Source organism: Methylobacterium sp. NPDC080182, assembly GCF_050281105.1.
Lineage (GTDB): Bacteria > Pseudomonadota > Alphaproteobacteria > Rhizobiales > Beijerinckiaceae > Methylobacterium.
On the sequence record NZ_JBNNWO010000003.1, the window covers coordinates 166,538 to 188,957 of the forward strand.

At 67.5% G+C, this 22,420-nt stretch carries 18 protein-coding genes and 3 pseudogenes; 12 read left to right on the forward strand and 9 right to left on the reverse strand.

What is annotated here, in order from left to right; all coding sequences use genetic code 11:
* Positions 1 to 188: 188 nt before the first annotated feature.
* On the reverse strand, positions 189 to 1,046 hold the full coding sequence (locus ACQKQD_RS06850; protein WP_427507903.1) for a LysR family transcriptional regulator: 858 nt from the start codon (positions 1,044 to 1,046) through the stop codon (positions 189 to 191).
* Between ACQKQD_RS06850 and ACQKQD_RS06855 the strand changes: the two genes are divergently transcribed.
* Together ACQKQD_RS06855 and ACQKQD_RS06860 are read left to right on the forward strand one after the other, a co-directional pair.
* Positions 1,023 to 1,544 carry a tautomerase family protein gene (locus ACQKQD_RS06855; protein WP_427507904.1) on the forward strand — a complete coding sequence of 174 codons (522 nt, stop codon included), beginning with the start codon at positions 1,023 to 1,025 and terminating at the stop codon, positions 1,542 to 1,544. The two genes, ACQKQD_RS06850 and ACQKQD_RS06855, sit on opposite strands and share 24 nt — an antisense overlap.
* An 87-nt stretch (positions 1,545 to 1,631) precedes the next feature.
* Positions 1,632 to 1,976: a hypothetical protein gene (locus tag ACQKQD_RS06860; RefSeq protein ID WP_427507905.1), complete on the forward strand. Its 345-nt coding sequence runs from the start codon at positions 1,632 to 1,634 to the stop codon at positions 1,974 to 1,976.
* Between the two features lie 126 nt (positions 1,977 to 2,102).
* On the opposite strand, the gene ACQKQD_RS06865 is transcribed toward ACQKQD_RS06860, so the two are convergent.
* Positions 2,103 to 3,023: a DMT family transporter gene (locus ACQKQD_RS06865; protein WP_427508092.1), complete on the reverse strand. Its 921-nt coding sequence runs from the start codon at positions 3,021 to 3,023 to the stop codon at positions 2,103 to 2,105.
* 69 nt (positions 3,024 to 3,092) lie between these two features.
* On the opposite strand from ACQKQD_RS06865, the gene ACQKQD_RS06870 reads away from it, so the two are divergent.
* A complete protein-coding gene (locus ACQKQD_RS06870) occupies positions 3,093 to 3,704 on the forward strand; it encodes a TetR/AcrR family transcriptional regulator (RefSeq protein WP_427507906.1) in 612 nt (203 codons plus the stop codon).
* A 601-nt stretch (positions 3,705 to 4,305) separates the two neighbouring features.
* Complete coding sequence (locus ACQKQD_RS06875; RefSeq protein WP_427507907.1) at positions 4,306 to 5,598, forward strand: flagellin; 1,293 nt, start codon at positions 4,306 to 4,308, stop codon at positions 5,596 to 5,598.
* Positions 5,599 to 6,004: 406 nt separating this feature from the next.
* On the opposite strand, the gene ACQKQD_RS06880 is transcribed toward ACQKQD_RS06875, so the two are convergent.
* The 3 genes from ACQKQD_RS06880 to ACQKQD_RS06890 form a co-directional block, all read right to left on the reverse strand.
* The gene (locus ACQKQD_RS06880) at positions 6,005 to 6,196 is read right to left on the reverse strand and encodes a hypothetical protein (protein WP_427507908.1); all 192 of its coding nucleotides are present in this window, start codon (positions 6,194 to 6,196) and stop codon (positions 6,005 to 6,007) included.
* A 22-nt stretch (positions 6,197 to 6,218) separates the two neighbouring features.
* Positions 6,219 to 7,649 carry an exodeoxyribonuclease VII large subunit gene (locus ACQKQD_RS06885; RefSeq protein WP_427507909.1) on the reverse strand — a complete coding sequence of 477 codons (1,431 nt, stop codon included), beginning with the start codon at positions 7,647 to 7,649 and terminating at the stop codon, positions 6,219 to 6,221.
* 76 nt (positions 7,650 to 7,725) lie between these two features.
* A complete protein-coding gene (locus tag ACQKQD_RS06890; RefSeq protein WP_427507910.1) occupies positions 7,726 to 8,658 on the reverse strand; it encodes a hypothetical protein in 933 nt (310 codons plus the stop codon).
* A gap of 336 nt (positions 8,659 to 8,994) precedes the next feature.
* On the opposite strand from ACQKQD_RS06890, the gene ACQKQD_RS06895 reads away from it, so the two are divergent.
* Positions 8,995 to 9,588 (forward strand): TetR/AcrR family transcriptional regulator, encoded by a 594-nt coding sequence (locus tag ACQKQD_RS06895; protein ID WP_427507911.1) that lies wholly within the window; start codon positions 8,995 to 8,997, stop codon positions 9,586 to 9,588.
* Between the two features lie 14 nt (positions 9,589 to 9,602).
* Here ACQKQD_RS06895 and ACQKQD_RS06900 read toward each other — a convergent pair whose 3' ends face one another.
* The 4 genes and pseudogenes from ACQKQD_RS06900 to ACQKQD_RS06915 form a co-directional block, all read right to left on the reverse strand.
* Complete coding sequence (locus tag ACQKQD_RS06900) at positions 9,603 to 11,450, reverse strand: DNA-primase RepB domain-containing protein (RefSeq protein ID WP_427508093.1); 1,848 nt, start codon at positions 11,448 to 11,450, stop codon at positions 9,603 to 9,605.
* A gap of 137 nt (positions 11,451 to 11,587) precedes the next feature.
* On the reverse strand, positions 11,588 to 11,923 hold the full coding sequence (locus tag ACQKQD_RS06905) for a hypothetical protein (protein ID WP_427508101.1): 336 nt from the start codon (positions 11,921 to 11,923) through the stop codon (positions 11,588 to 11,590).
* A 118-nt stretch (positions 11,924 to 12,041) separates the two neighbouring features.
* Positions 12,042 to 12,443: pseudogene (locus tag ACQKQD_RS06910) on the reverse strand (relaxase/mobilization nuclease domain-containing protein); the annotation flags it as partial.
* Between the two features lie 11 nt (positions 12,444 to 12,454).
* The gene (locus ACQKQD_RS06915) at positions 12,455 to 12,988 is read right to left on the reverse strand and encodes a plasmid mobilization protein (protein WP_427507912.1); all 534 of its coding nucleotides are present in this window, start codon (positions 12,986 to 12,988) and stop codon (positions 12,455 to 12,457) included.
* A 427-nt stretch (positions 12,989 to 13,415) separates the two neighbouring features.
* Here ACQKQD_RS06915 and ACQKQD_RS06920 point away from each other — a divergent pair, with 427 nt between their 5' ends.
* The 7 genes and pseudogenes from ACQKQD_RS06920 (at position 13,416) to ACQKQD_RS06950 (ending at position 22,389) form a co-directional block, all read left to right on the forward strand.
* Positions 13,416 to 14,243 (forward strand): hypothetical protein, encoded by an 828-nt coding sequence (locus tag ACQKQD_RS06920; protein WP_427507913.1) that lies wholly within the window; start codon positions 13,416 to 13,418, stop codon positions 14,241 to 14,243.
* A 300-nt stretch (positions 14,244 to 14,543) separates the two neighbouring features.
* A complete protein-coding gene (gene trpS / locus ACQKQD_RS06925; protein ID WP_427507914.1) occupies positions 14,544 to 15,569 on the forward strand; it encodes a tryptophan--tRNA ligase in 1,026 nt (341 codons plus the stop codon).
* 1,192 nt (positions 15,570 to 16,761) lie between these two features.
* Positions 16,762 to 17,319: pseudogene (locus tag ACQKQD_RS06930) on the forward strand (IS110 family transposase); the annotation flags it as partial.
* A 71-nt stretch (positions 17,320 to 17,390) separates the two neighbouring features.
* The gene (locus ACQKQD_RS06935; protein ID WP_427507915.1) at positions 17,391 to 18,485 is read left to right on the forward strand and encodes an IS5 family transposase; all 1,095 of its coding nucleotides are present in this window, start codon (positions 17,391 to 17,393) and stop codon (positions 18,483 to 18,485) included.
* Positions 18,486 to 18,606: 121 nt separating this feature from the next.
* Positions 18,607 to 19,089 (forward strand): annotated as a pseudogene (locus ACQKQD_RS06940) (transposase); the annotation flags it as partial.
* Between the two features lie 479 nt (positions 19,090 to 19,568).
* Positions 19,569 to 20,891 (forward strand): DUF4365 domain-containing protein, encoded by a 1,323-nt coding sequence (locus ACQKQD_RS06945; protein ID WP_427507916.1) that lies wholly within the window; start codon positions 19,569 to 19,571, stop codon positions 20,889 to 20,891.
* Positions 20,875 to 22,389 (forward strand): argonaute/piwi family protein, encoded by a 1,515-nt coding sequence (locus ACQKQD_RS06950; protein WP_427507917.1) that lies wholly within the window; start codon positions 20,875 to 20,877, stop codon positions 22,387 to 22,389. The genes ACQKQD_RS06945 and ACQKQD_RS06950 overlap by 17 nt, the downstream gene beginning before the upstream one ends.
* Positions 22,390 to 22,420 lie beyond the last annotated feature (31 nt).

A 22,420-nucleotide genomic window follows, 5' to 3' on the forward strand; every position in this document is an offset into this window, starting at 1 on the left:
GCTGGGGGCGACGCCCAGCCCAAATCCCCATAGGCCCGCCCGCCATCCCGCGGGTTCGTTCATCCAAGACTTTCGTACGCCTCGCGGCGACCGAAAATCTTCAGGTTTTACGGCCGGTCTGCTTCCGGGCGGTAACGCATAGAAACGGACGTCGCCGCCTCGTCTACTGACGACCCGCAGTAGGCGCTTCAACCAAGCTCCGATACCAACATCGTTCGCACCTCTCCCACCAGCGTGGCTTCACCGACGCGGGGTGGGAGCAAACTGAACTCCACCTCCGGCAACGATGGAAGGAGGTCAAGCGGTCGGCATGTCCCTGCGTCTTTCGGCACCGCAGAAGCGTTCAGGCATGAAACACCTAAGCCGGCTACGAGGGCGGATTGCAGCCCAGCGACACCGGATGCCGAATGCGCAAGGACGTAGGGGATCTCGTGCGTTTCCAGCACCTGCCGGATGAAGCGTTGCAAGGAGCAATCCTGCGGCAGACTGAGTAGGGGAAGGGGGTCCTCAGGTTCGTGTTCGAATTCGCGCCCCGCCACCCACATCAGCGCCTCTCGCCGAACCGGAATGCCCTCTCGCAGGCTGCGTCCATCCACGATCCGCATAGACAGTCCGATATCGAAATCGCCGTCTTGGGCTTCCCATTCGATTTGCAGGCTCTTGCGGATTGCGACATGCAATCGAAGCTTCGGGTAGCGCCGCCGCAACCGTCTCAGCATTTCGGCAATAGCAGTAGGTCGAAAATAGTCTGTGACGGCTAGGCGCAACTCTCCGGCCAGGTCCAAGCCTCGCATGTCTTCGAGGGCGCGATCGCTTGCTGCGAGCATCTCCCGTGCATGGACGATCAGCCGTTCGCCGGCAGGCGTCGGCCGGACGCCCTTCTTGCCCCTATGCAGCAGGATGACACCGGCGAACTCCTCCAGCTTCCGAAGCTGTTCGCTGAGGGCCGATTGCGAGCGGAAAAGGCCGGGTGCAGCGCTGGATAAGCTGCCGGCCTCAGCCACCGCCACGAACGAACGCAATTGCTCAAGATCGAAGGGGCGCACCCTTATCGTCCCACTTTGCCGATGGATATCATCGCATCTTCCGGCTTTTCCGGTGCGATGGAAGCCCTCATTCTGCCTCCACCCTCACTTTTGCAGGAGGCTTTCATGCCTGGGCTCAGCCTTCGAATTTCTGGTCAGCCTGACACAACCCTTGCTAGCCGCATCGCACCGCAACTCACTGCTCTAACGAGCCGAGTGCTTGAGAAACGTCCCGAGTTGACGGTCGTCACCTTTCAATTCGTGCCGCATGAACTGTGGTTCATCGATAGCCGATCATTGATCGAGCATAGCAAGAATGCATTCCGTCTTGAAGTGACGATCACAGATGAAACAAACACCAAGTCTCAGAAGGCTTGCTTTCAGCATGACGCTTTCCATTTGCTTTCTGAACTTATCGGCAATGTTCATGCACATTCGAACGTACACATTGTCGACTGCCGGGCTAGCGCCTATGGCTACGGTGGTCTGACGCAGGAATATCGGCATCAGCACGCGTAGTTTCGTGCACGCGTCGAGCGAAGGTGGAATGGCCGATCTGCTTGGTGAAACGAACTTCTAATCAGAAAAAATAGTGGAGAGGATACTATGGTCGTCGAGATCGTTGAGTTTGCGCTTCGTCCGGGTACGGATCTAGCTGGAGCACTTCTCCTCTATCAGCAGTCAGCCCCGGTCTGGGCAGACTGTCCTGATCTGATTGAGAAGTACTATACCTTCGATCAAGCTACTGGGCTTGGTGGCGGTGTCTATGTCTGGAAGGATATCGTCGCCCAGCGCCGATGGCATGGCCCGGATTACGTAACGGTTATTCGCGAACGATACGGCGCGGAGCCTAAAATTCGGGTCATGGATGCTGTGCTGCATGTTGATCGGCGAGGTCATATGCAGATGGGTGCACTAGAGGCCGTCGCGCCCCAGGATAGCAAGCCGTAGTGTTCGCTGAGCATTCCGCTTCTGGCGGCGGACTGCTTTCCGGACGCTGTCACGGTTGTCGGTAAGGCTGCGTTGGGTGGTTTTTGCTGAATAGATCCACCATCGCCTAGCATGGTAGCCGCCGGCTCATCCCTCTCCCTTCGCACCGAGCGCGATCCCAAGCAGGATGGTGAGCGCCGAGATGACAAGTTGCGGATCGAGCCCTTCGGCCAGGATGACAGCCGACAGACCGATTCCCAGCACGGGCGTCGCGAGGACGCCGAGAGACGCAGTGGTGGCCGGCACCCGCCGGCTCACCACCGTCATGGCCCAGTAGCCGAGCGCTGTTCCGATGACGCCGTTGTAGGTGAGCGCCAGCAGCGCGGGTGTGCCGATCCGCGGCGGCGGTGCCCCCTCGACCGAGAGCGCTAGGATCACGAGGACGATCGTCGCGAGCAGGCATTGCCAGGGCATGAGTTGGAGCGGCGTCGCTGTCCAGCGATGGGCCCGGGTGTAGACGATACTGACCGACCAGCAGAGTGCGGCAAGGATCACCAAGCCGTTGCCGAGAAGGACCGCCTCATCCCCCCACGCGAAGCTCCCCGGCTTGAAGAGCACCAGTAAGCCGACGATGCCGACCGCGATGCCCATTGCTTGCCTCGCAGACACGCGCTCGCCGAGACAGAGGAAGGCGGCGGGCGCGACCCAGAGCGGGGTGGTGTAGCCCAGCACGATGGCGCGGCTCGCCGGAACAAAGACCAGCCCTGCCGTCATGAGGCCCGCGAAGGCCACCATGTGAAAAAGCGCGATCACGAGGATGACCGGCAGGTCGGCCCGGGGTGGTAACACGAGCTGTCCGGCCGCAAACAGGCATGGGAACAGGACTATAGTGGCCAGCGCAGTGCGGAGGGCGACCGCCCAAAGCGGTGTGACCTCCTGCACGGCGACCTTCATGACAACCCAGTTGAGGCTCCAGGCCGCTACGACGAAGGCGAAGAGGCCGATGGTGGAGAGGGTCGAGGCCGATCCCCACCGAGAGATGGGAAGGACTGAAGGCAGAGCGGGCATCACGGCGACCTCTTGTAGACAGACTTGTCTACACTGGCCTATGTAGGACGGCCTGTCTACACGGTAGGGATGGCATCGGACCCAATCCCCTCGGCCCCCATCCCAGCGCGAGAACGCATCCTGCGGACGGCACAGGATCTGTTCTATCGGCAGGGTATCCGCGCCACCGGTATAGACCGGATCATCGCGGAGGCAGGGGTGACGAAGGTAACGTTCTACCGGCACTTCCCCTCCAAGGACGACCTGATCCGGGCCTATCTGGAGCGGCGGCACGCGGCCTGGATGGGATGGTTCCGGGAGGCCCTGTCGTCGTCTTGCGCCACGCAGTCTGAGGCAGAGCGCCTGAAGGCTCCCCTGGGTCCCGTGCTTGACGCAGCGCGAACCTGGTTCGGCCTCGTCGAGTTCCGGGGCTGTGCCTTCGCCAACACGGTCGCAGAAGTTGGCGGGATCGACCTGCCAATCACCAGCATCGCGGCGCAGCACAAGCATGAGGTCCGGGATGCCATCGCGGCGTTACTGCCGTCGAGTGCGCGGGATAACACCGACATAGCCTGGGCCGCCACACTGGCCCTGGACGGGGCGGCCGTTAACGCGCAACTCGGCCAAGCATCCGCTGACGTGGCGCTCGATGGTCTCCGCATCCTTCTCGATGCTCTTGGCTCGCGTCTGCCGCTTCCATGAGGGTCGTCTCACCGGCCCAAGCCGGAATTGGCAGAAAGCCAAGGACGGCTGCTTCCGGGAAGCACCGGTCGCTGTCTCTACGACTGGCACGGGTCGGACGCGGAACGTCCGCTTGCGCAACCGCCCTCTTGCGAACCGATCGCGCGGGGGCTGGTCTCGATCGCACACGAAGGGGGCAATCCCGTAGCGAGCTGGCGTTTCGCGCCTGCGTTCGTGGCCCACTCCAACGCGTCCGGCTCATCTTGCGCCTCCAGCCATAGGTCCGGCTCGTCGGGATGCTTCATGGTCGCCCCCGAATCAGAGGGCCTCGCATCGCTGATGGGCGTGTTCGGCGCGACAGAGTAAGCGCGGTCCCCTCGCGAACCGGGCCGAACTCTACGGGTCGTAGCTTGTCGCTTGTCGCACCGACGTTCACAACACGTCGCATCCGTGACCGCCGCACAGGCGTCTTGATGCCCAAAACGCAGCGTCCGCCGATAAGTACGGAACGTCCGGCAACACAAGCGCGATGCGGAATCTGTAAGCTCCTGCGTCAACTGCCGAAGATCGAACCTGATCTGGTCGTCGCACCCGATACGACTGCCAGAAGGACCGTCGATCCATGTCGTCTTCCGTCACCTTGTCCGCCGCCACGCGGCAGAACCTCCTGTCGTTGCAAGACACCGCCGCGCTCGCCGCCACGAACCAGAACCGCCTCTCGACCGGCAAGAAGGTCAACTCGGCGCTCGACAACCCGGTGAACTACTTCACCGCCGCCAGCCTCACCGACCGCTCGACCGCCCTGTCGGGGCTGCTCGACGGCATCTCCAACGGCATCCAGACGATCCAGGCGGCCTCCAAGGGCATCGACAGCATCACCAGCATCGTCAAGCAGATGCAGTCGGTGGTCGCACAGGCGCAGTCGAACGCCACGACCAACCTACCGAAGCTTCAGGGCACCGTCGCACTCGGCACTGCCGCCGACGCGACCGCCACCGGAAAGAGCCAGCATGATGCCGCTCTGGCCAAGACGCTCGCCGGCACCACCACCCCCGCGAGCTCGACCGCGGCCGGCATCGTCGGCATCGACAACACCAAGGCCGACACCCTGCAGCTCGCCGCCGGCAACACCGTCTACAACGTCAGCCTGACCTCCGGCACGGTCAACGACCTGGTGAACAACATCAACAAGTCGGGCATCGCCACGGCGGCGATCGACAGCCAGGGTCAGCTGCAGATCACCGGCACCGGCTCCGACACCCTGACGGTCAACGCCGGCCTGCTGAACACGAGCACCGGTACACTCACGGCCGGTCCCACCGAACTCGCCAAGCTCACCGGCGGCGCGACCCCTTCCGCCGCCGGCGGCACCTCGGCGCAGCGCTCGGCCCTGGTCAGCCAGTTCAACGCCTTGCGTGACCAGTTCAACCAGACGGCCAAGGACGCCGGCTACAACGGCACCAACCTGCTCACCGGCGACAACCTGACCATCGCCTTCAACGAGAAGACCGGCACCGCCCAGTCCAAGCTCACGGTTCAGGGCAACGCGCTCACGGCCGACAGCCTCGGCCTCGGATCGTTCGTGGACTCGTCGGCGACCCAGGCGGGCGGCAACGTCGGCATCCAGAACAACGCCGATCTCGGCAAGGCCTCCGACGCGCTGACGAATGCGCTCACCTCCCTGAAGTCGCTCTCGTCGAACCTCGGCTCGAACCTCTCGACGGTGCAGAACCGCCAGGACTTCACCAAGAACATCATCGACGTGCTGAGCACGGGATCGGCCAACCTGACCAACGCCGACATGAACGAGGAGGCGGCGAACTCGCAGGCGCTGTCCACCCGGCAGTCGCTCGGCATCTCCGCCCTGTCACTGGCCAACACCGCCAACCAGGGCATCCTGCAGCTCCTGCGCTAGGCAGGCGTCGGTGCGCGGCGGCCGAGCGGCCGCCGCGCTACCCATCCTGTCGCGCGTCTTGGCTCCTCATCCTCACCCTTACCGCCAATCGGCGCTCACTTTTGACGGGCGTAGGTCGATACCAGGGACGCTCCATCGTGCCCGGACCGGCTGTTGGCATCTTACTTCGAAACAAGGCATCTCAGCGGAGGGGAAGCGCCGAGCAGCGCCCACGTAGAGCGAGAGCTCCGACGCTACCTTCGCCGATAGCCGCAAGGCTTGTCTCTGGCTGAGGTGTTCAGCCCTTCCGGGGTTTGGCTCAGTGCCCATGCCTGTGCCGATTCGGCTTCCGCGACGTGCGTCGTGGCCGCGTTCCCACCGCGTTACCGCCGAGGCTATGGCATCGGCGGTAACGCGGATCGTCGCGCTATGCCGTCCGGCGGCGCAGCTCCGCGATCCGGGCATTCAGCACGGCGCGTAGCTCCTGCACCTCGACATAGGCCGCCTCGGCCTTCTCGAAGGCGGCCAAGCCGTCCCTCTGGATCTCCTGGGTCAGCGCCTCGATGCGCCGGACCGCGGTGAGGAAGCTCGGCGTCTCGGGTGAACGGGTCTCGGTCATGGTGGGTCTCCTCGGTGTGGGATCAGTTGTAGGCGACGAAGGTCGGCACGACCCGGACGACGGTCGTCCCGTCGCGGAAGTGCAGGAACAGCGGCATGTTGGGCTCGAGTTCGTCGTGGCGCTCGATGACGAGGCCGGTCTCGGCCGCGGTCACCAGCGCCCAGCCCGCCTCCGCGGTTGGGCCGCCATCGTCGTCCCCGCCTCCGAGCCGGAGCGCCTGGACGGGAGCGTCGACCGGCTCGATCACGCCAACGACGGTGCCCGTCGCCGCGTCGGCCGCCACGGCGAGGCCGGCGAGCAGGCTGCGCTCGACACCTCGATCCAGCTGCCGCATCGCCCGCTCGGCCAGGTCTGCGAGATCGCGCATCGTCTGGTCGAACCCTTGCGAGGCCCACGTCAGGGCGATGCGTCCGGCCGCCTCAAGATCCTCCGCCATGGCGGCGTCGAAGGCCGCGAGCGCGCGCTCGGCCCGGACACCGGTGGCCTCGACGAGCCGGCGCACCAGCATCGCCGCGGCCGTCGGCGTCGGCTCGGATCGCGCCGCGACCGCGTCCAGGGCGGTGGGCGGCGTGCCGGCATGGCCCAGCCCCGTGACGAGGTTCGGAAGCTCGGCTGCCGCGGCCGCGCTCGCCGTCGTGTAAGCGTTGAGCGCCTGGAACCCCTCGACCGGACCGCCGCCGCGGCAGACCAGCGTCGCCGACAGGCGGTGCTCGCGGTGCAGTTCGCCCGCTCGGGCGAACGCCTCGCCCAGCGCGCGCTCCGCCGAAGGCCCTTCGAACGCCGCCCAGATCCTGTGGATGCGGATCAGGCCGATCTCCTCGAGCGGGCGCAGGACGTGCTCGACGTCGCGGCGGGCATCGCCGAACTCGGCCGCGATCAGCGCGATGTGGCGCGGATCCTCCGGCTCTGTCCATGTCCCGGGCCCGAAGCGCCGCCCGCCCAGCCGTAAGAGCTGCAGCGTCCGCTCGCGCTCGATCTCCCCCGCGATCGGCACCGTGTCGACGGAGAGGAGGGCGGTGACCCGGGCCTGGACCCCGGCACCGCGCCCGTAGCGCTGGCGCATGGAGGTGCTCAGCCTGACGTCGACCACCCGATTGACGAGGGCCACCGGATCGAGTTCGTCGCCGACCGCGCTGCGGTGAGCGGCGAGGTCGGCCGCCTCGAGCCGGACTTTCAGCCGTGGCGGCTCGAGGCTGCCGCCGGGATCGGCCTCGCCGAGCAGCAGCAGGTAGCTTCCCGCTCCGACGGGCTCGACGGTCAGGACACTGGCCCGGACTGTATGCTCGCCGCGCAGGCGCTGGCGCAGCCAACCGAGCAGGTCGCGCAGCTCGCGGATCTCGTCGGCGCCCCGAGCCGCCTTCGCGCCGTCCGGGCGGACGGGGGGAGGGCGGACATCGCCCGGGCGCACCGGCGGCGCCCCTCGGGTCGTATGGAAGAATCTGTGGTGTCGCATGGAGTCGTTCGCGTGGTTCGGGATGGGGCGGTGATCCGGCGGCCAGCGTGCGGGCGGCCGGATCGTCGAGGGGACGTCAGTCGAACAGCGGCCCGCGCGCGAAGGGCGGCGGGTTCGCCGTCACGTTGGCCGCGGGAGCCGCCTCGATCAGCTCGGCGATCGCGTCGAGCCGCGGCCGGTCGGCGAGCCGCAGCTCGTCCCGGAGGATGTCGGCCAGGAAGGCCAGGATCTCGTCAGGGCGATCGAAGCAGCGCCACGCCATGCTGTCGAGCAGCACCGGCGACGTCGCTCGACGGGTGATCACCGGCACCGGCAGGACGGCGACCTGCCGCAGCAGCCCGTCATCCGACAGGGCGCGGAACGCGAACCCCGCGCCCGGTTCGACGATGACGAGATCGAGGCTTCCCCACTCGTGCTGGTCGTGGGCGCTGCCGATGGCCTCGTGGAGCGCCGCGACCGAACCGGGCTGCTCGAAGGCGACGGCGTGTCGGATCAGCTCGATCGCGCCCTGATCCCACCAGCGGCCGAGTTCGTCACCGAGCGGATGCGGTGCGCGATCAGCCGGCTCGACCAGGAACACCCGCCTGAGCCTACGCGGGATCGACAGGTGGTGCTGTCGGTCCCACAGCCTGTCGGCCTCCATCGCATCGCGGACCGCAACATCCTGCTCGGCCCATCCCGGCAGGAAGGCATCGCGCACGAAGCCGACGACCTGCGCACTGAGATCGCCCTGCGGCTCGGCCGTGACGGCCAGCTTCAGCTGGTGTTCGCCGAAGATGCGGCTCGGATCGAGCAGGACACCGGTCACGTCCTGGATCTGGCGGATGAAGTCGCCGGACAGGAAGGCGTTGAGCCGTCCGGTGCGGCCGGGATCGACGGGCCGGAGTTCGAGGACGAGGCCGTCCTTGTGCCGGCGCGGGCGCTCGACCCGCGCGCGTACCCACAAGCCGGGCGTCTCGTGCGGGCGGCCGGGCTCGTTCGCGCCCGAGAGCGCGTCGTGATCTGTCATTTTCGGTATCCATCATCTGGAGAGGGAGCGAAGGCGCCTCACCGACTTGCCGCGAGCGCTGTCCGAGCGCCGCGCCTTGCCGTCCCCGTCCTCCTTGGGCTTTTGGGGCGAAGGGCCTTCGCCTGATCCGGTTCGCTTGCCCCCATCTATCCGCTCCCGCGGCCGCAGAGGCCCGGGAGCGCGTCGTCTTCTCGTCTTCTGTGATGTTCACCAGCTATCTGAGCGACTGCTCATCTGAGTGAGCGCTCGTCCGAGCGACCGCTCATCTTCTGTTGCGTGGGCTGGCAGCACGCCCTATCCGACCGATGAGCGATCACTCAGAATATCGAGGTGCCGATGGCGCGCGGACGCCCCTGGGGCTTCGACCGGGAGCAGGCCCTGAGCCAGGCGATGCTGCTGTTCTGGGAACGCGGCTACGGCGGCACCTCGTACAAGGCGCTGCTGTCGGCGATGTCCGTCCCCCATCCCCAGAGCCTGATCGCGGCGTTCGGATCGAAGGCGAAGCTGTTCGAGGCGGCGCTCACCCGGTACTGGGAGCGCCAGTTCGGGCCTGTCCTGGCGTGTCTCGATGCCGAGGATCCCGTCGAGGCGTTCGACGGCCTGCTCGACGAAGCAGCCCGGCTGTACACGGTCGCGTCGCCGGCGCGCGGCTGCCTGATCCTGACGAGCCCCGTGAACCTGCGCCCGGAGGATGCCGGGGTCGCCACGGTCGTGGCGGCATACAGAGGGCGGATCGTCGACGCGATCGAGCGTCGTTTGGCCCGCGCGGTGGCCGACGAGCACCTGTCAGGGATGCTGGTCCCCGCACTGACCGAACTCTACCTCACCACCCTGTCCGGCATGGCCCTGCGGGCGCAGTCCGGCGCGCGCTACGAGGCGCTCATCCTGGGGATCGATACCGCGATCGCGCCGTTGAAGGCCGAGATCTGATCTATCGACGGTCGCTAATCCCACCAGTCGTCGCCGCGTCCACCGGGCCGCTTGCCCTTCTCCGTCGTACCCGCCCGGATCTTTCGTGGTGGCGGTGTCACGGGCGAGGCCTCCGGCTGAACCGGCACCATCGACGGCTCTTGTTGGACGGCCTGCGCGCGTTTGCGCACGGCCTGCTCCAGCTCCGGCCACATCGCCGGGGAGGATCGGTCGAACATCCGACAGCCCTCCTCGCCATCGTCCCGGAAGGCGTGGGCCGCCGCGCGCCGGCCGTATCCGGTCCAGGCGTGGCGGCCGATCCGCGGCACAAGCGGCGCGCAGGCGGTGATCAGGGCGGCGACCGCGTCCTCACCGTGGCCGGTGCCGCGCAGGCGGCGGGCGATCAGCGCGTCGACCCGCGACGGCTCGGGCCAGCGCTCCTGCCAGCGCGCCAGGAGGTCGGCGCGGTGCGCCCAGTACACCGGCGCGTCCGCGTGCGGCCGCGCGTCGTCCGCCTCGGTTGCATCCGGGTCCAAGCCGCGGCCGAGGCGCGAGCCCGGCCCGAGACCGAAGCGGCAGGCGAAGATGCCGATCCAGTGTGCGATCCGCCGGCCGAGCTTCACGCATATCGCCCCGGTCGCGCTCAGGACCTGCGCGTAGACCCGGCGCGTGCGACCGTCCTCGTCGGGCGTCGCCGCTGCTGGATGATCGGGGTCGTCGACGCGCAGGCCGTGGGGGCTGCGGGCGACGCCGAGGCCGAGCCGGAGATCCTCGCTCGCCTCGGCCAGGGCGGCCTGCTCGTACGGCCTGCCCTGGTTCGGCGTCGTCAACACGACCTCGTGCAGCCCGCCGCTCCTGTGCAGCACGAGGGCCGGGGTGAACCCGGAGGCCTGCAGGCTCTCCACCTGCGCGCTGCGCAGGCCTGAGAGCACGACGTGGTGGCGGTCTCCGGAGATCGGCGTCAGGTGGACATGGCTCTCGGTTCCGCCCACCCGCTCGAGCGCCGCCCAGCCCGCCGCGACCTCGGCCATCGGGCGCGGCGTCAGCTGCATCAGCCGGTCGCGCTCCTGCTCCGGGTCGCCATCGCGATCGACGTGGTCCCGCAGCCGAGGCCGCTCAGCCACAACTCGGTAGAGATCGGCCCGCAGCGCGTCGTGGTAGCGCCCGAGGAGACCGGTCAGGTTCGCGCCATCGTGGGCCAGCCGCCGCACCGGTGCCAAGCGCGGCGATGGCTTGCCGGCCTGCTGCGCCAGGGTACGCGCATTCGGTGCCGCGCGTGGGGCCGGGCCGGCGACGGCGGCCTTCAGCAGGGGCGCGAAGTTCAGCATCGGATAGGTGGCGTCATAAGCACTCCGCGCCATGCTCGCCGCCGTCTCCGCCTGCCGGGCGAGGGCGAATACATCCGGGTCGACACCCGGGGCCGGCCGCGGTGAAGGCGCGGTGGCTGTCTTCTTCGGATGCTCGGTCCAGGGCGGCGCATCCACGGGCTCCGGTCGCGGCTGGAACGGCCCCAGGCGCGTCTCGAGGCGGGTGCGGCTCGCCGCCCGGCAGGTCGAGGCCTTCACGGCGATCCCGTCTACGAAGATCACCGCGCCCGACCCCTTCGCCGCGTAGGTGATGCCGTGTGGCGCGAGCGCGGCGTGCAGGTCAGTCCAGGATGACACCCGCGTCACGATCGGGCCGACGATCTCGATCGCGCGCCGCGCCGCGCTCGCTTCACCGCGGTAGATCTCGGCGCGGGCGGCGCCGGCCGGGAGCGCGTCGCCCGACACGACGCTGCGGGCGAGCGCCAAGTCCGCACCCGCCGCACGATGCGCCAGCCGCATGCGCACCTCGGCCAGACGCCGCGCGGCCAGGGCCGCCGGCGCGTCGGTTGCGGTCACCGACCAGCGCTCCCGTTCTGCAGTCGCGTCGCCGCCGGGACCGGGCTGGAACGGGTCATGCTCACGCGCGCTTCGCGCTCGGGCGCTGGCCTGGGCCATGCCGGCGCAGCGCAGCCTCATCGCGGCGAGCCGGTGGGCTATGCCTGACCGATTCGTGCGTTCATGAGGATCGGGTGGATGTCGCCGCTCTGTCGGCGCAGTTCCGCGATCTCCTGCCCCTGCCGCAGCTGTTCGAGGCGCAGTTCCTGGAGATCCGCGTCGAGCTTGTGCAGCAACTCCAGGATCTGCTTGAGGCGGCTCGAAGCCCGGTCCTGGCCATCGATGATCGCCGCGATCGGATCGGCCTCCTCGCTCCCCGCGCGGAGGAACTTCAGGATCTCGCCCGTGTCCCGGTGCGCGCCCTTCGCCTCGCCGGCCGCGACGTAGGCCCAGTCCATGGGCCGGCTGCCCCTGTGCCCTGTACCGGATGACATGCTGCTCTCCTATGCTTCGGTCCGCCAGGACCTCGTGGTGCGCGCCGGGCTCGCGTTGCCAGCCCTGGACGTGCTCGATCCGGGCGACGGCGCGCCCGATGGCTCGATGGAAGAAAGCCACCCGCGTCGGCTTGTCGGCATCCGGTGCGACGCGCGAGACCAGCGCGTGGACGTGGGCGTTGCCGGAGCCGCCGAGATGCTGGGTCCAGAGCACCTGATGGCCGCGCAGGCCGGTCTCCTCCAGCAGGATCGCGAGCGCCTGCTCGATCTGGCGAACGGTCGGCTGCTCGCCAGCCCGCCACGACAGGACGATGTGCTCGAGCGGGCTGCGGGCGCGGGGGGCGCCCATCGCGGTGGCGATCATCTCCGCGACCTGTCCCGCGCGCGTGTCGGCGATGAGATGGAGCTGGCCCCGGGCCAAGACGTCGCCTCGCTCCGGCTCGTCGCCGCCACGGTCGATGTAGGCGGCGGACTGCACCACCTGCCGGGCGACCGGCGCGCCGTCGAGGCGCCTGGGCATGCGCTTGCCGATCACGACGGTGCGGCCAGATGCGCGATCGCGGCGCGGATGGCCTGCAGCGCGCGGCGGCCGCTCTCGGCCATGCCGGGCGTTCGGATAGCCAACTTTGCCAGCCCTCCGAGGCGGCGCAACTCGCGGATCAGCTCGGCATCGACCTGCGCGGTGATGTGCAGGCCGAGCAGCCGCCGCCGGGTGAGCGCGGCGAGTGTCAGGCCCGCGGCCGCCGCCTCGCCGAGCAGGCGCTCGTGCTCCTCCGAGGTGAGCCGGATCCCGACCTGATGGGTCAGGATGCGTGTCTCGCTTCCGCGTTGGCCGGGCATCACGGTGCTCCTCTCTGGGCTGCTTCTGGGGCTTCTGGGACGGGGGTTCGGGGGCTCGCCCCGACAGGTGAGCGGGTGTGAGAAGCGGTCAGCGCCGAACGGCAGCGTCTCCTTGCGGCCCGCGCCCGGCTCGGCCGGCGCGGATAGCAAGGAGCATCCTGCCCTCCGTGTTCTCTCCGGGACCGTCCTTCCGGGACGACCACCCCACGGCCACAGCCTCGGCATCGGGGCGCGAACAACCGATGACGCCCCACCACCGCGGGCTGCCGGCGCTCGGATTGCGCAGGCGAGCGACGTGCCTTGGGACGGATGGGCTTCGATGAATCGTCACGGGTCAGGCTCCGGGTCGGGACCGTTCGTCCGCACGATCCGCAACAGATCGCCTAGACATCCCTGCAACAAGGTCCACAACATCAAAGACGTCAATCCGGATTTACTGCGAATCGCGCGCGATAACACACATCACGAACGCGAAGATCGCCACTTGCTCTTACGATCCACTTGCAGTCCACGTGACGAAGCGTGACCATAGTCGTGTCGGGGCCGCATGCAGCGCCCTGACCAGACCCGTCAACTCTCAGCGAGACACGCGATGACACAGCCGACGACGCAGCCGACGACACGACCGACGCCACAGCCTCGGACCAAGCCCTTGCCGATCTCGCCCGGCGAGATAGCGGCCAACCGTGACGCGCTCGACGCGCTGATGCGGGAGCCGCCGGTACCGGCAGTGCCGAAGATGACCACGCTCATGGCGGTGACCGAACTCGCACCGCAGATCCGCTCAGCCCTCAAGCTCGGGCACCCGCTCGCCGAGATCGCCAAGCGCCTGCGCCTCGGCGGACGCACGCTCGGCGCCGAGCAGCTGCAGCGCTATCTCGGCCGGTGTGAGAAGCGCGCGGCCAGGAAGCCCTCGTCCCGGAGGACCGCGCCGCCGAGCACGGATGCGGCAGCGCCTCGACCGACACCACGGCCGTCACCGTCGAGCGAGGCTCAGGGTGCGACGGGATCCGCGATCCAGCACGCACCCACCGTGCAAGCCCCGACTGTGGTACGGTCGACGCCCCCGACAGCTGTGACGACGCCTGCGACGACGACGCCGACGATGGCTGCCACGACGCCTGTGACGACGCCCGTGGCGACCGGCGGCGCGACTGGGACGCGGACAGGGGCCACCGCCGGTCCGGCGACGATCGGTCAGGACCATCGAACCGCTACCCCGAACGCGGCCTCAGCCTCGACCTCGACCTCGACCGCGGCAAAGCCCCAGAGCACGGCATCGCCCGAGCTGCCGGGCCTGTCGTACGAGGCAGCAAGGAGCCGGACCGTCGACAGGATGCTCGGGACCGCGAGACCGGGGGCGAACGTCGATCAGCCGCGCCCATCGAACTTGACGGGGGAACTCCACGGCCAGCCGAAGCCTTCGTCCGCGGACGGAGCGCGGACCGAGCCGCCGCTCGGGTCGACGACGCGACCCTGATCCGTCGCTTGACCACCGGTTCGCCCGCGGCCCGTTCCGCCGCGGGCGAACGCGCCGTCCATGACACCGACGTGCCTGCGGCCACGGTCCGTCACGGCACCGGCGTCAGTTCCTGTGACGGGCGACAGCGCGGCAGGATGTTCGTTGCCGCGGCAGCCTGCGCTTCCTGGTGGCGCTCCCTCTGAGGAGCAACACGATACGTCATATCAAGAACACGAACCCTGCCGCCGACGTTCGGCGGGTCTGTTCGCAATCCTGATAATCTACCCGACGCGGCAGCTCCCACCCGGAGAACCGCCCATGCCCGCCACCTCGACCGATCCGGGTGCCGTCATCCTGACCGGCGATCGCCCGACCGGTCCGCTCCATCTCGGCCATTACTGCGGCAGCCTGCGCAACCGCGTCGCGCTCCAGCACGGCCACGACCAGTTTGTCCTGATCGCCGACGCGCAGGCGCTCACCGACAACGCCGATGACTCCGGGCACATCACGCGCCACGTCCACGAAGTCGCCCTTGACTACCTCGCGGTCGGGATCGATCCGGAGCTTACGACGATCTGCGTGCAGTCGGCCCTGCCGGCGCTGTGCGAGCTGACGCAGCTGTTCCTCAACCTCGTCACGGTGGCACGTCTCGAGCGCAACCCGACGATCAAGGAGGAGATCCAGGTGCGCGGATTCGGGCGCGACATCCCGGCCGGCTTCCTGTGTTATCCCGTGGCCCAGGCCGCCGACATCGCCGCGTTCCGGGCGACGCTCGTTCCGGTCGGCGCCGATCAGGCTCCGATTATCGAGCAGACCAACGAGATCGTACGGCGGCTCAATCGGCAGGTCGGGCACACGCTGCTGCCGGAGGCGCGTGCGCTGATTCCCGAGAGCGGTCGCCTAGCCGGCGTCGACGGGCGCGCCAAGATGAGCAAGTCGCAGGGCAACGCCCTCGCCCTGTCGGCGACCGACGACGCGATCCGCGCGGCGGTGCGCCGGATGTACACCGATCCCGACCATCTGCGCGTCACCGATCCGGGCCGGGTCGAGGGCAACGTCGTGTTCACCTATCTCGACGCGTTCGATCCGGATCGCGACACCGTCCACGAGTTGAAGGCGCACTACCGGCGCGGCGGCCTCGGCGACACGGCGGTGAAGCGGCGCCTGGAGACCGTGCTGCTCGATCTGCTCGCACCGATCCGGGAGCGCCGCACCGCCTGGGCGGATCGCCCGGACGACGTCCGCGACATCCTGCGCGACGGCACCCGCCGCGCCCGCGGTGTCACGCAGGCGACGCTCGAGGCGGTCAAGGACGCGCTCGGCCTGTACCGTGTGGGGCGGTGACAAGCCCTCGCTTCGCGGCACGGTACACAGAACGACCGCGGGTGCGACAGGCGAACCGGCCGCGCCGGTATCGCCGCATATCCATCCGCTCAGAACCCGATCCGCGGCGCACCCGACCCGATGGCAACTGGACGAAAGACCGGGCGGCGCGATCCATCCAGCAGACATGTATGCGTAACGATATGGTCACGAAATCTTGGCGTCGGCGGAACGGAAGCCGCCGCTATCTTGTCACGTATTGTATCACGAAAATGGTCGACGATGAAGTTGGCACGCCGTCACGAAATGCGTCACACTTGGACAGCCACGATCCCTGTCGAAACAGAGGCAGGCCGCCTTGTTTGACGCCGAGCAGCGCTTCAACCTCGATGCCGCGACGAAGGACAGGCTTGAGTGCCTTCATCGCGAAATGCGATCGGCATACGCTCACTATCTCGAGGAGCGGCTCGAGCCTGTCTGCAAGCGATACGGACGGGCGGTCGCCAGCCGGTCTGGACTGAAAGGCTCCTCTCCTCAGAGCCTCTCTGTCTCAGCTCCGGGGTTCCCGAGCGACCAATTCCTGAAGTTGCAGGCCAGGATCGCGAACTACCGGGAGCGACACCGGTGGCCGTTCGTCTTCGCCTACCATCGACGCGCGTATCGGGATTACGGCCTCGCGGGCTTGCTATGATTCATGCAGCGTCTGCATCGGGGTGTGAGGCCTCGGAAGCTCTCCGCCGTGGTCCTCCTGATGATGACCCGGGCGGACGATCCGACGCCCGGCGAGATCATGCGTTGGATCCGGCACCTGCATGGCGAGGGCCTCGTGGTCGCTCCGACCACGAAGAAGCCTGGGCGCAGAGCGCTTGGAGTGACCGCGATGACACCCGCAGAGCGCCAACGCCGACATCGGGCACGGAAACAGGGAAGGGTCGGCATACAGCCTCAGACCGCTTCGGTCTTTCCGTCGGAATGATCGGACGGCGGTGGCAGGGCGTCATCGTGAACGCACGGTGCGGCATTGTACCGTCAATTGAAGAAGCTGCATGCGAACACCTGACCCATAGCTGACTTTGCACGCCCCCATCTCGAAAGTCTGCTCGACGGCCTGAAGCAGATGGGGTGGATGGCTCCCGCTCCAACTGACGGCATCTCGGTGCCAAGATGTGGTCGCTGTCGAAGCAGCAGCCACGCTCATGCAGGAGCCATCCCCATGGAGATCACCACCGTCGGCATCGATCTGGCCAAGAGCATCTTTCAGGTTCACGCCGTCGATGCAGCTGGGCACGTCGTCGTTCGGAAGGCGCTGCGGCGGGCGCAGGTCATGCCGTACTTCGCCAAGCTGCCGCGCTGCCTGGTCGGCATGGAGGCATGCGGCACGGCGCACCACTGGGCCCGGGAACTCATAATGCTCGGCCATGACGTGCGGCTGATGCCGCCGTCTTACGTGAAGCCGTATGTGAAGCGCGGTAAGACCGATGCGAACGACGCCGCTGCCATCTGCGAGGCGGTGACGCGCCCGAGCATGCGGTTCGTGCCGGTGAAGTCGACCGACCAGCAGGCGGCGCTGGCGCTACACCGGGCGCGCGACCTGCTGGTCAAACAACGCACGCAGCTGGTGAACATGATCCGCGGCCTGCTCGCCGAGTTTGGGATCGAGATGGCGCGGGGCCTGCGGCACGCGCTGGAACTGGCGGCCAGGCTCTCGGCCGGAGACGCGGCCGAGGTGCCGCCGTTAGCCCAGCGCGTGGTGACCGGGCTGGCCGATCGGACGCCTCCAAAAACCTCGCGGTTTGAGGGGTTTCGTGGTGTGATGGCGTCGTCGGCCTGTGAGGTGCTGCGATGCGCGGTCAGCCCGGTTTTTTCGACGTCGATGAGCGTCTGAAGGATCTCTCGGCCAAGGGCGACGCGCTGGAGCGGCTGAACCGCATCGTCGATTTCGAGCTGTTCCGGGACGATCTCGCCCGTGCCGTGCCTCGCTCAGACGGGTCGAAGGGCGGTCGCCCACCGTTCGATCTCGTCTTCATGTTCAAGGTGCTGATCCTCCAGGCCAGCCACTCGCTGTCGGACGAGCGCACGGAGTTTCTGATCAAGGACCGGCTGTCGTTCATGCGCTTCCTCGGGCTGGGGCTGTCCGACCCGGTGCCGGACGCCAACACGATCTGGACGTTCCGCGAGGCGCTCACCCGGGCCGAGATTGCGGGGAAGCCGGCCATTGCAGTGCTGTTCTCGGCCTACGAGGCGGCCCTGAGGCAGGCCGGGTTCCTGGCGATGGGCGGGCAGATCGTCGACGCCACGGTGGTGGCCGCGCCCAAGCAGCGCAACACGGAAGCCGAGAAGGCGGATCTGAAGGCCGGCCGTGTGCCCGACGCCTGGAAGGCCAAGCCGGCCAGGCTCGCCCAGAAGGACCGCGACGCGCGCTGGACGATCAAGTGGTCGAAGGCCAAGCCGGCCGAAGATGGGTCGAAGCGGATCGACCTCGCGGTGCCGGCCTTCGGCTACAAGAACCACGTCGGCATCGACCGCCGTCATGGGCTGATCCGAACCTGGATCGCCACGGACGCGGCCCGCCACGACGGGGCGCAACTGCCCGGTCTCCTCTCGAAGGCCAACACATCCGGCGAAGTCTGGGCCGACACGGCCTACCGCTCGAAGGCCAACGAGGCGCACTTGGCGGGCAACGGCTTCCGCTCCCGCATCCATCGCAAGAAGCCGCCGGGCAAGCCGATGGCGAGGAACGTCGCCCGGGCTAACGGCGAGAAGTCCAAGGTCCGCGCAGCCATCGAGCATGTCTTTGCCCGGCAGAAGGGGCCGATGGGGCTCGTGGTGCGCACGATCGGTTTAGCGAGAGCTCGGATGAAGATCGGCCTGGCCAACCTCGCGTACAACATGAACCGGGCGGTCTGGCTCACCGGCTCCCGCGCGAGGACTGCCTGAGGGGCGGGACAGGGGGTTTTTCGCCCCGCTCGCGACCGGCGCGAGGACAGCTTCAGATCCCCAAAGCGCTCAGCATTTCGCTGAACCCTCGCAGACACCGCCGTCATCACGGTAATTGGAGGTGTCCGATCAGATCGGTGCCTTGCAGATCCAGCTCACCCGACTGGAGAAGGAGTTGCTCGCCTGGCATCGGGACAGCGACCTGTCGCAGCGCCTGGCGACGATCCCGGGTGTCGGCATCGTCTCGGCAACCGCGTTGGCCGCCTCGGTGAGCGAGCCCGAGCGCTTCCGCTCCGGTCGGCAGTTTGCGGCCTCGTTGGGACTGACACCGCTGCAGAACTGCAGTGGCGGCAAGGAGCGCCTGGGCCGGATCTCACGCATGGGCGACCGCTACCTGCGTCGCCTGCTCGTGGTCGGCATGACCTCTCTGATCCGCCGCGCGAAGGCGACGCCGACCTCGGTCGACCCGCGGTTGCCGGCACTGCTCCAGCGCAAGCCGGTGCGCGTGGTGACCGTTGCGGCGGCCAATCGCACGGCGCGGGTCGCCTGGGCGATCATGACCCGCGGCGGCACCTACCGCGCACCAGCGACCGCGGTCGCCTGACAGCACGAAGAAAAGCGTTTTTGAGGTTGCGAGGACGATGAGAGTTGATGGCGAACCGGTCAGACCGGGAGCTGGGACACCCCGCGTAATGTCTAGGGCGTCATAGCCCGCGAAGCAGAGTGGGACCCAGTTCGCGGATACCATCAGGGCCAGCAGTCAACATGAACGACTGCATCGACAGGCCGGACACAAGACTGCACCCGACCAACGCGTCAGAAGCTCAATTCGCCACTTGCAATGCGGGAGCCATCCACACAAGACATTTCGCAAGTGGCCATAATGTCCGCATGTCATAGCCCATTGAACGCTCGTCGTTCCAAGCGGACGGCCTACTTTTGCGATGTCCTCGCCGTCGTGGCGGTCAGTTGCGCCCTCGGGACAAAAAAGCCGGGACGCCTCGGCGGCGAGCCTCGCGGCCAGCGAACAAATCCGGTACGTTCGATGGTAACGTGTCTCGCGACCGCGAGGTAGGCCAGTCCTTGAAGAAGCTCACGAGGAATCAACTGCAGGGCGACGGCGGCGTCCATCGCTTTGCGGTACGCGTCGGCGACTCCGGCCTCGCCTTCCACCCGACGGGCGCCCTGGACGCGGGCATAGACGGCTTCATCGAGTTGCGGGACTCCGAGACGGGCGAGGTCAAGGCCCAGTACATCGCGGCGCAGCTCAAGACGGTCCAGAAGCTCGCCGAGGATAACGGCGAGACGTTCTCCTTCAGGGTCGACGAGCGGGACCTTGAGTATTGGCTGAACGCCAATACGCCGGTCATCCTAGTCGTGGTCAATCCCGAAACCGAACTCGTCTGCTGGAAATCGATCCAGTCGTACTTCCAAGACCCCGATCGCAAGCGATCCAGGAAGGTCGTGTTCGTCCGCCAGGAGGACGAGCTCACTCCGCAAACCGTCGGCAAGCTGGTCGCCCTCGTCGCGGGTTTCGCGCGGCCGGGCGTGGTCACGCCGTCCATGCGGGTTGAGGAGGAGTTGGAGACGAACCTGCTCCGGGCAAGCTTCCCGCACAGGGTCAACATCGCGAGCATCGAGGGGAGCGCCGCGGATGTCAGGGATGCACTTAAGCGCAGGTTGGAGCGGCCTCCCATCGACTGGGTCGTGGACGGCGACCGGCTGGTAAGCTTCCGGGACCTCGACGACCCTCTCTTCGAGGACGCGTGCGACCAAGGCAGCATCGACCAGATTGAGACCTTGGAATGGGCGGAGGCCGACGGCGAGGCCAGCAGGAGGCTGTTCGTGCGCCTGCTCGGCCTTTGCCTCGGCGAGCGGGTCCGGGAGCGTCTCGTGTTCGACCGCGCTCGCCGGTACTACTTCTTCAAGGGCAATCCCCAGAAGCGGGGCAAGCGCGACTTCACCTTCGCCGACGCGCGGGGCGACAGCAGGCGCACCGTCGTGTCCCAGCACGGCCTCAACAAGGGAAAGAATGCCCCGTCATACCTAAGGCACGCCGCCTTCGTCCCCCGGTTCCTCGAGCTCGATGGCGAGTGGTACCTCGCCGTCGAGCCGACCTACCATTTCACCCGGGACGGATACGAGGAGAGCACCTTCGCCTCAGACTACCTCAAGAAGATCAAGGAGCTGGAGAGGAACTCCAACGTACGTGGCCACCTCCGGATGTGGCGCGCCCTCCTGACCGAACGCGGCGACATGCTGCGCTCCGAATACCCGTTCCTCAGCTTCGAGACGCTCGAACTGATGACGCACCAGTACGGTGTCCCGGACGACCTCTGGTCGGAGCGCGAGGACCCCGAGATGAGCAAGGCGCGGAAGGCAGGCCAGCGTGAACTCGACCTTTAGGCTCCAGCACGTCCACGAGCCCTTGCTGGAGTTCGGGGGCGGCGCGCGCCACCAAGACGTGCGCTTCGGCCTGATCGACCATGGTCCGGTCGACTTCTCCATGCAGGCAACGCGGACCGTCCGCGTCGGCGTGATCGGGTCCTCCGAGACGGTCGACGGGTTCCGGGAATGGTTCGCCCGATGCGAGGACGAGATCCCGGCCAAGCCGAGCCGGCAGCCCAACCTCTTCCCCGCCTTCCCGGGCAGCGGCATCAACGGACCCTTTCGCTGCTGGTTCGAGATCGACGGTCACCACCAACGTGTCCTGCGGCCGGCCAGCCTCTCCAAGGTCACCGGCGAGGAACGCGACGACCTCGCCATCCGGATGGCCGTCGAGCTCTTCGAGGAGGAGATCCGCGACTTGTCGGAACTCGACCGTCCGCCCCAGGTCGTCGTCTGCGCCCTGCCGGTCGAGCTGATCGAACGGGTGAAAAACCTCCGGACGACGGAGGAATCGGAGCGCTCCCCGATGGTGGAGGAAGCGTCGGAAGAGGGCGAGGACCAGGATAGCGAGGACGAGCGGAACGCCCGCCTCTACGAGGATTTCCGGGGAGCCCTGAAGGCCGCCACATTGGCCTACAAGGTGCCGATCCAGATCGTCTGGCCATCGACCTACGACGAGCGGGCGGTGATCCGGCGCAAGCTGGCGAAACTCTCGACGCGCAGGGTCCAGGACGAGGCCACGCGAGCCTGGAACCTGTTCTGCGCTCTCTACTACAAGGCGGGCGGCACGCCCTGGCGCATGGTGCGCGAACGCGACGAGTTCTCCGCGACCTTCCTCGGGATCAGCTTCTTCGAGGACCTCGGACGCACGACCCTGCGGACGAGCTCGGCCCAGCTCTTTGACGAGCGCGGCGAAGGCCTGATCCTCAAGGGTGGCCGGGCGCTGCGCGACAAAACCGACCGCCACCCCTACCTTGCCGAGGAGGATACCTACGCGCTGACCAGGAACTCGCTGACGACCTACAAGCGCGAATGGGGTACCTACCCGGCGCGCCTGGTCGTCCACAAGAGCTCCCCTTTCCACCGGGAGGAGACCGCCGGCTTCGAGGCCGCCATCGACGAGCTCGGCATCGACCAGGTCGATCTGATCTGGCTACCCCGGCGGTCGCCCGTGCGCCTCGTGCGGGACGGCGATTACCCGCCGCTCCGCGGTACGGCGATGCGGCTCGACCGGGAAGCGGCGCTCCTCTACACGCGCGGAAGCGTGGACTTCTTCGCGACCTATCCTGGGCTCTACGTCCCGAACCCCCTCATGATGAGGGCGCACCGGCGCGACCGCTCCGACTGGGACATGCTCCTGAAGGAGACCATGGCGCTGACCAAGATGAACTGGAACAACACCCAGTTCGACGGGGCGCTGCCCATTACGATGCGGGCGGCCCGGCAGGTCGGCGAGATCCTCAAACATGTCGCGGAGGGTCAGGTGCCTGACCCGCGGTATCGATTCTACATGTGAGCGGCGCGCCCCGTCGCGTCGCGGCGGGCTC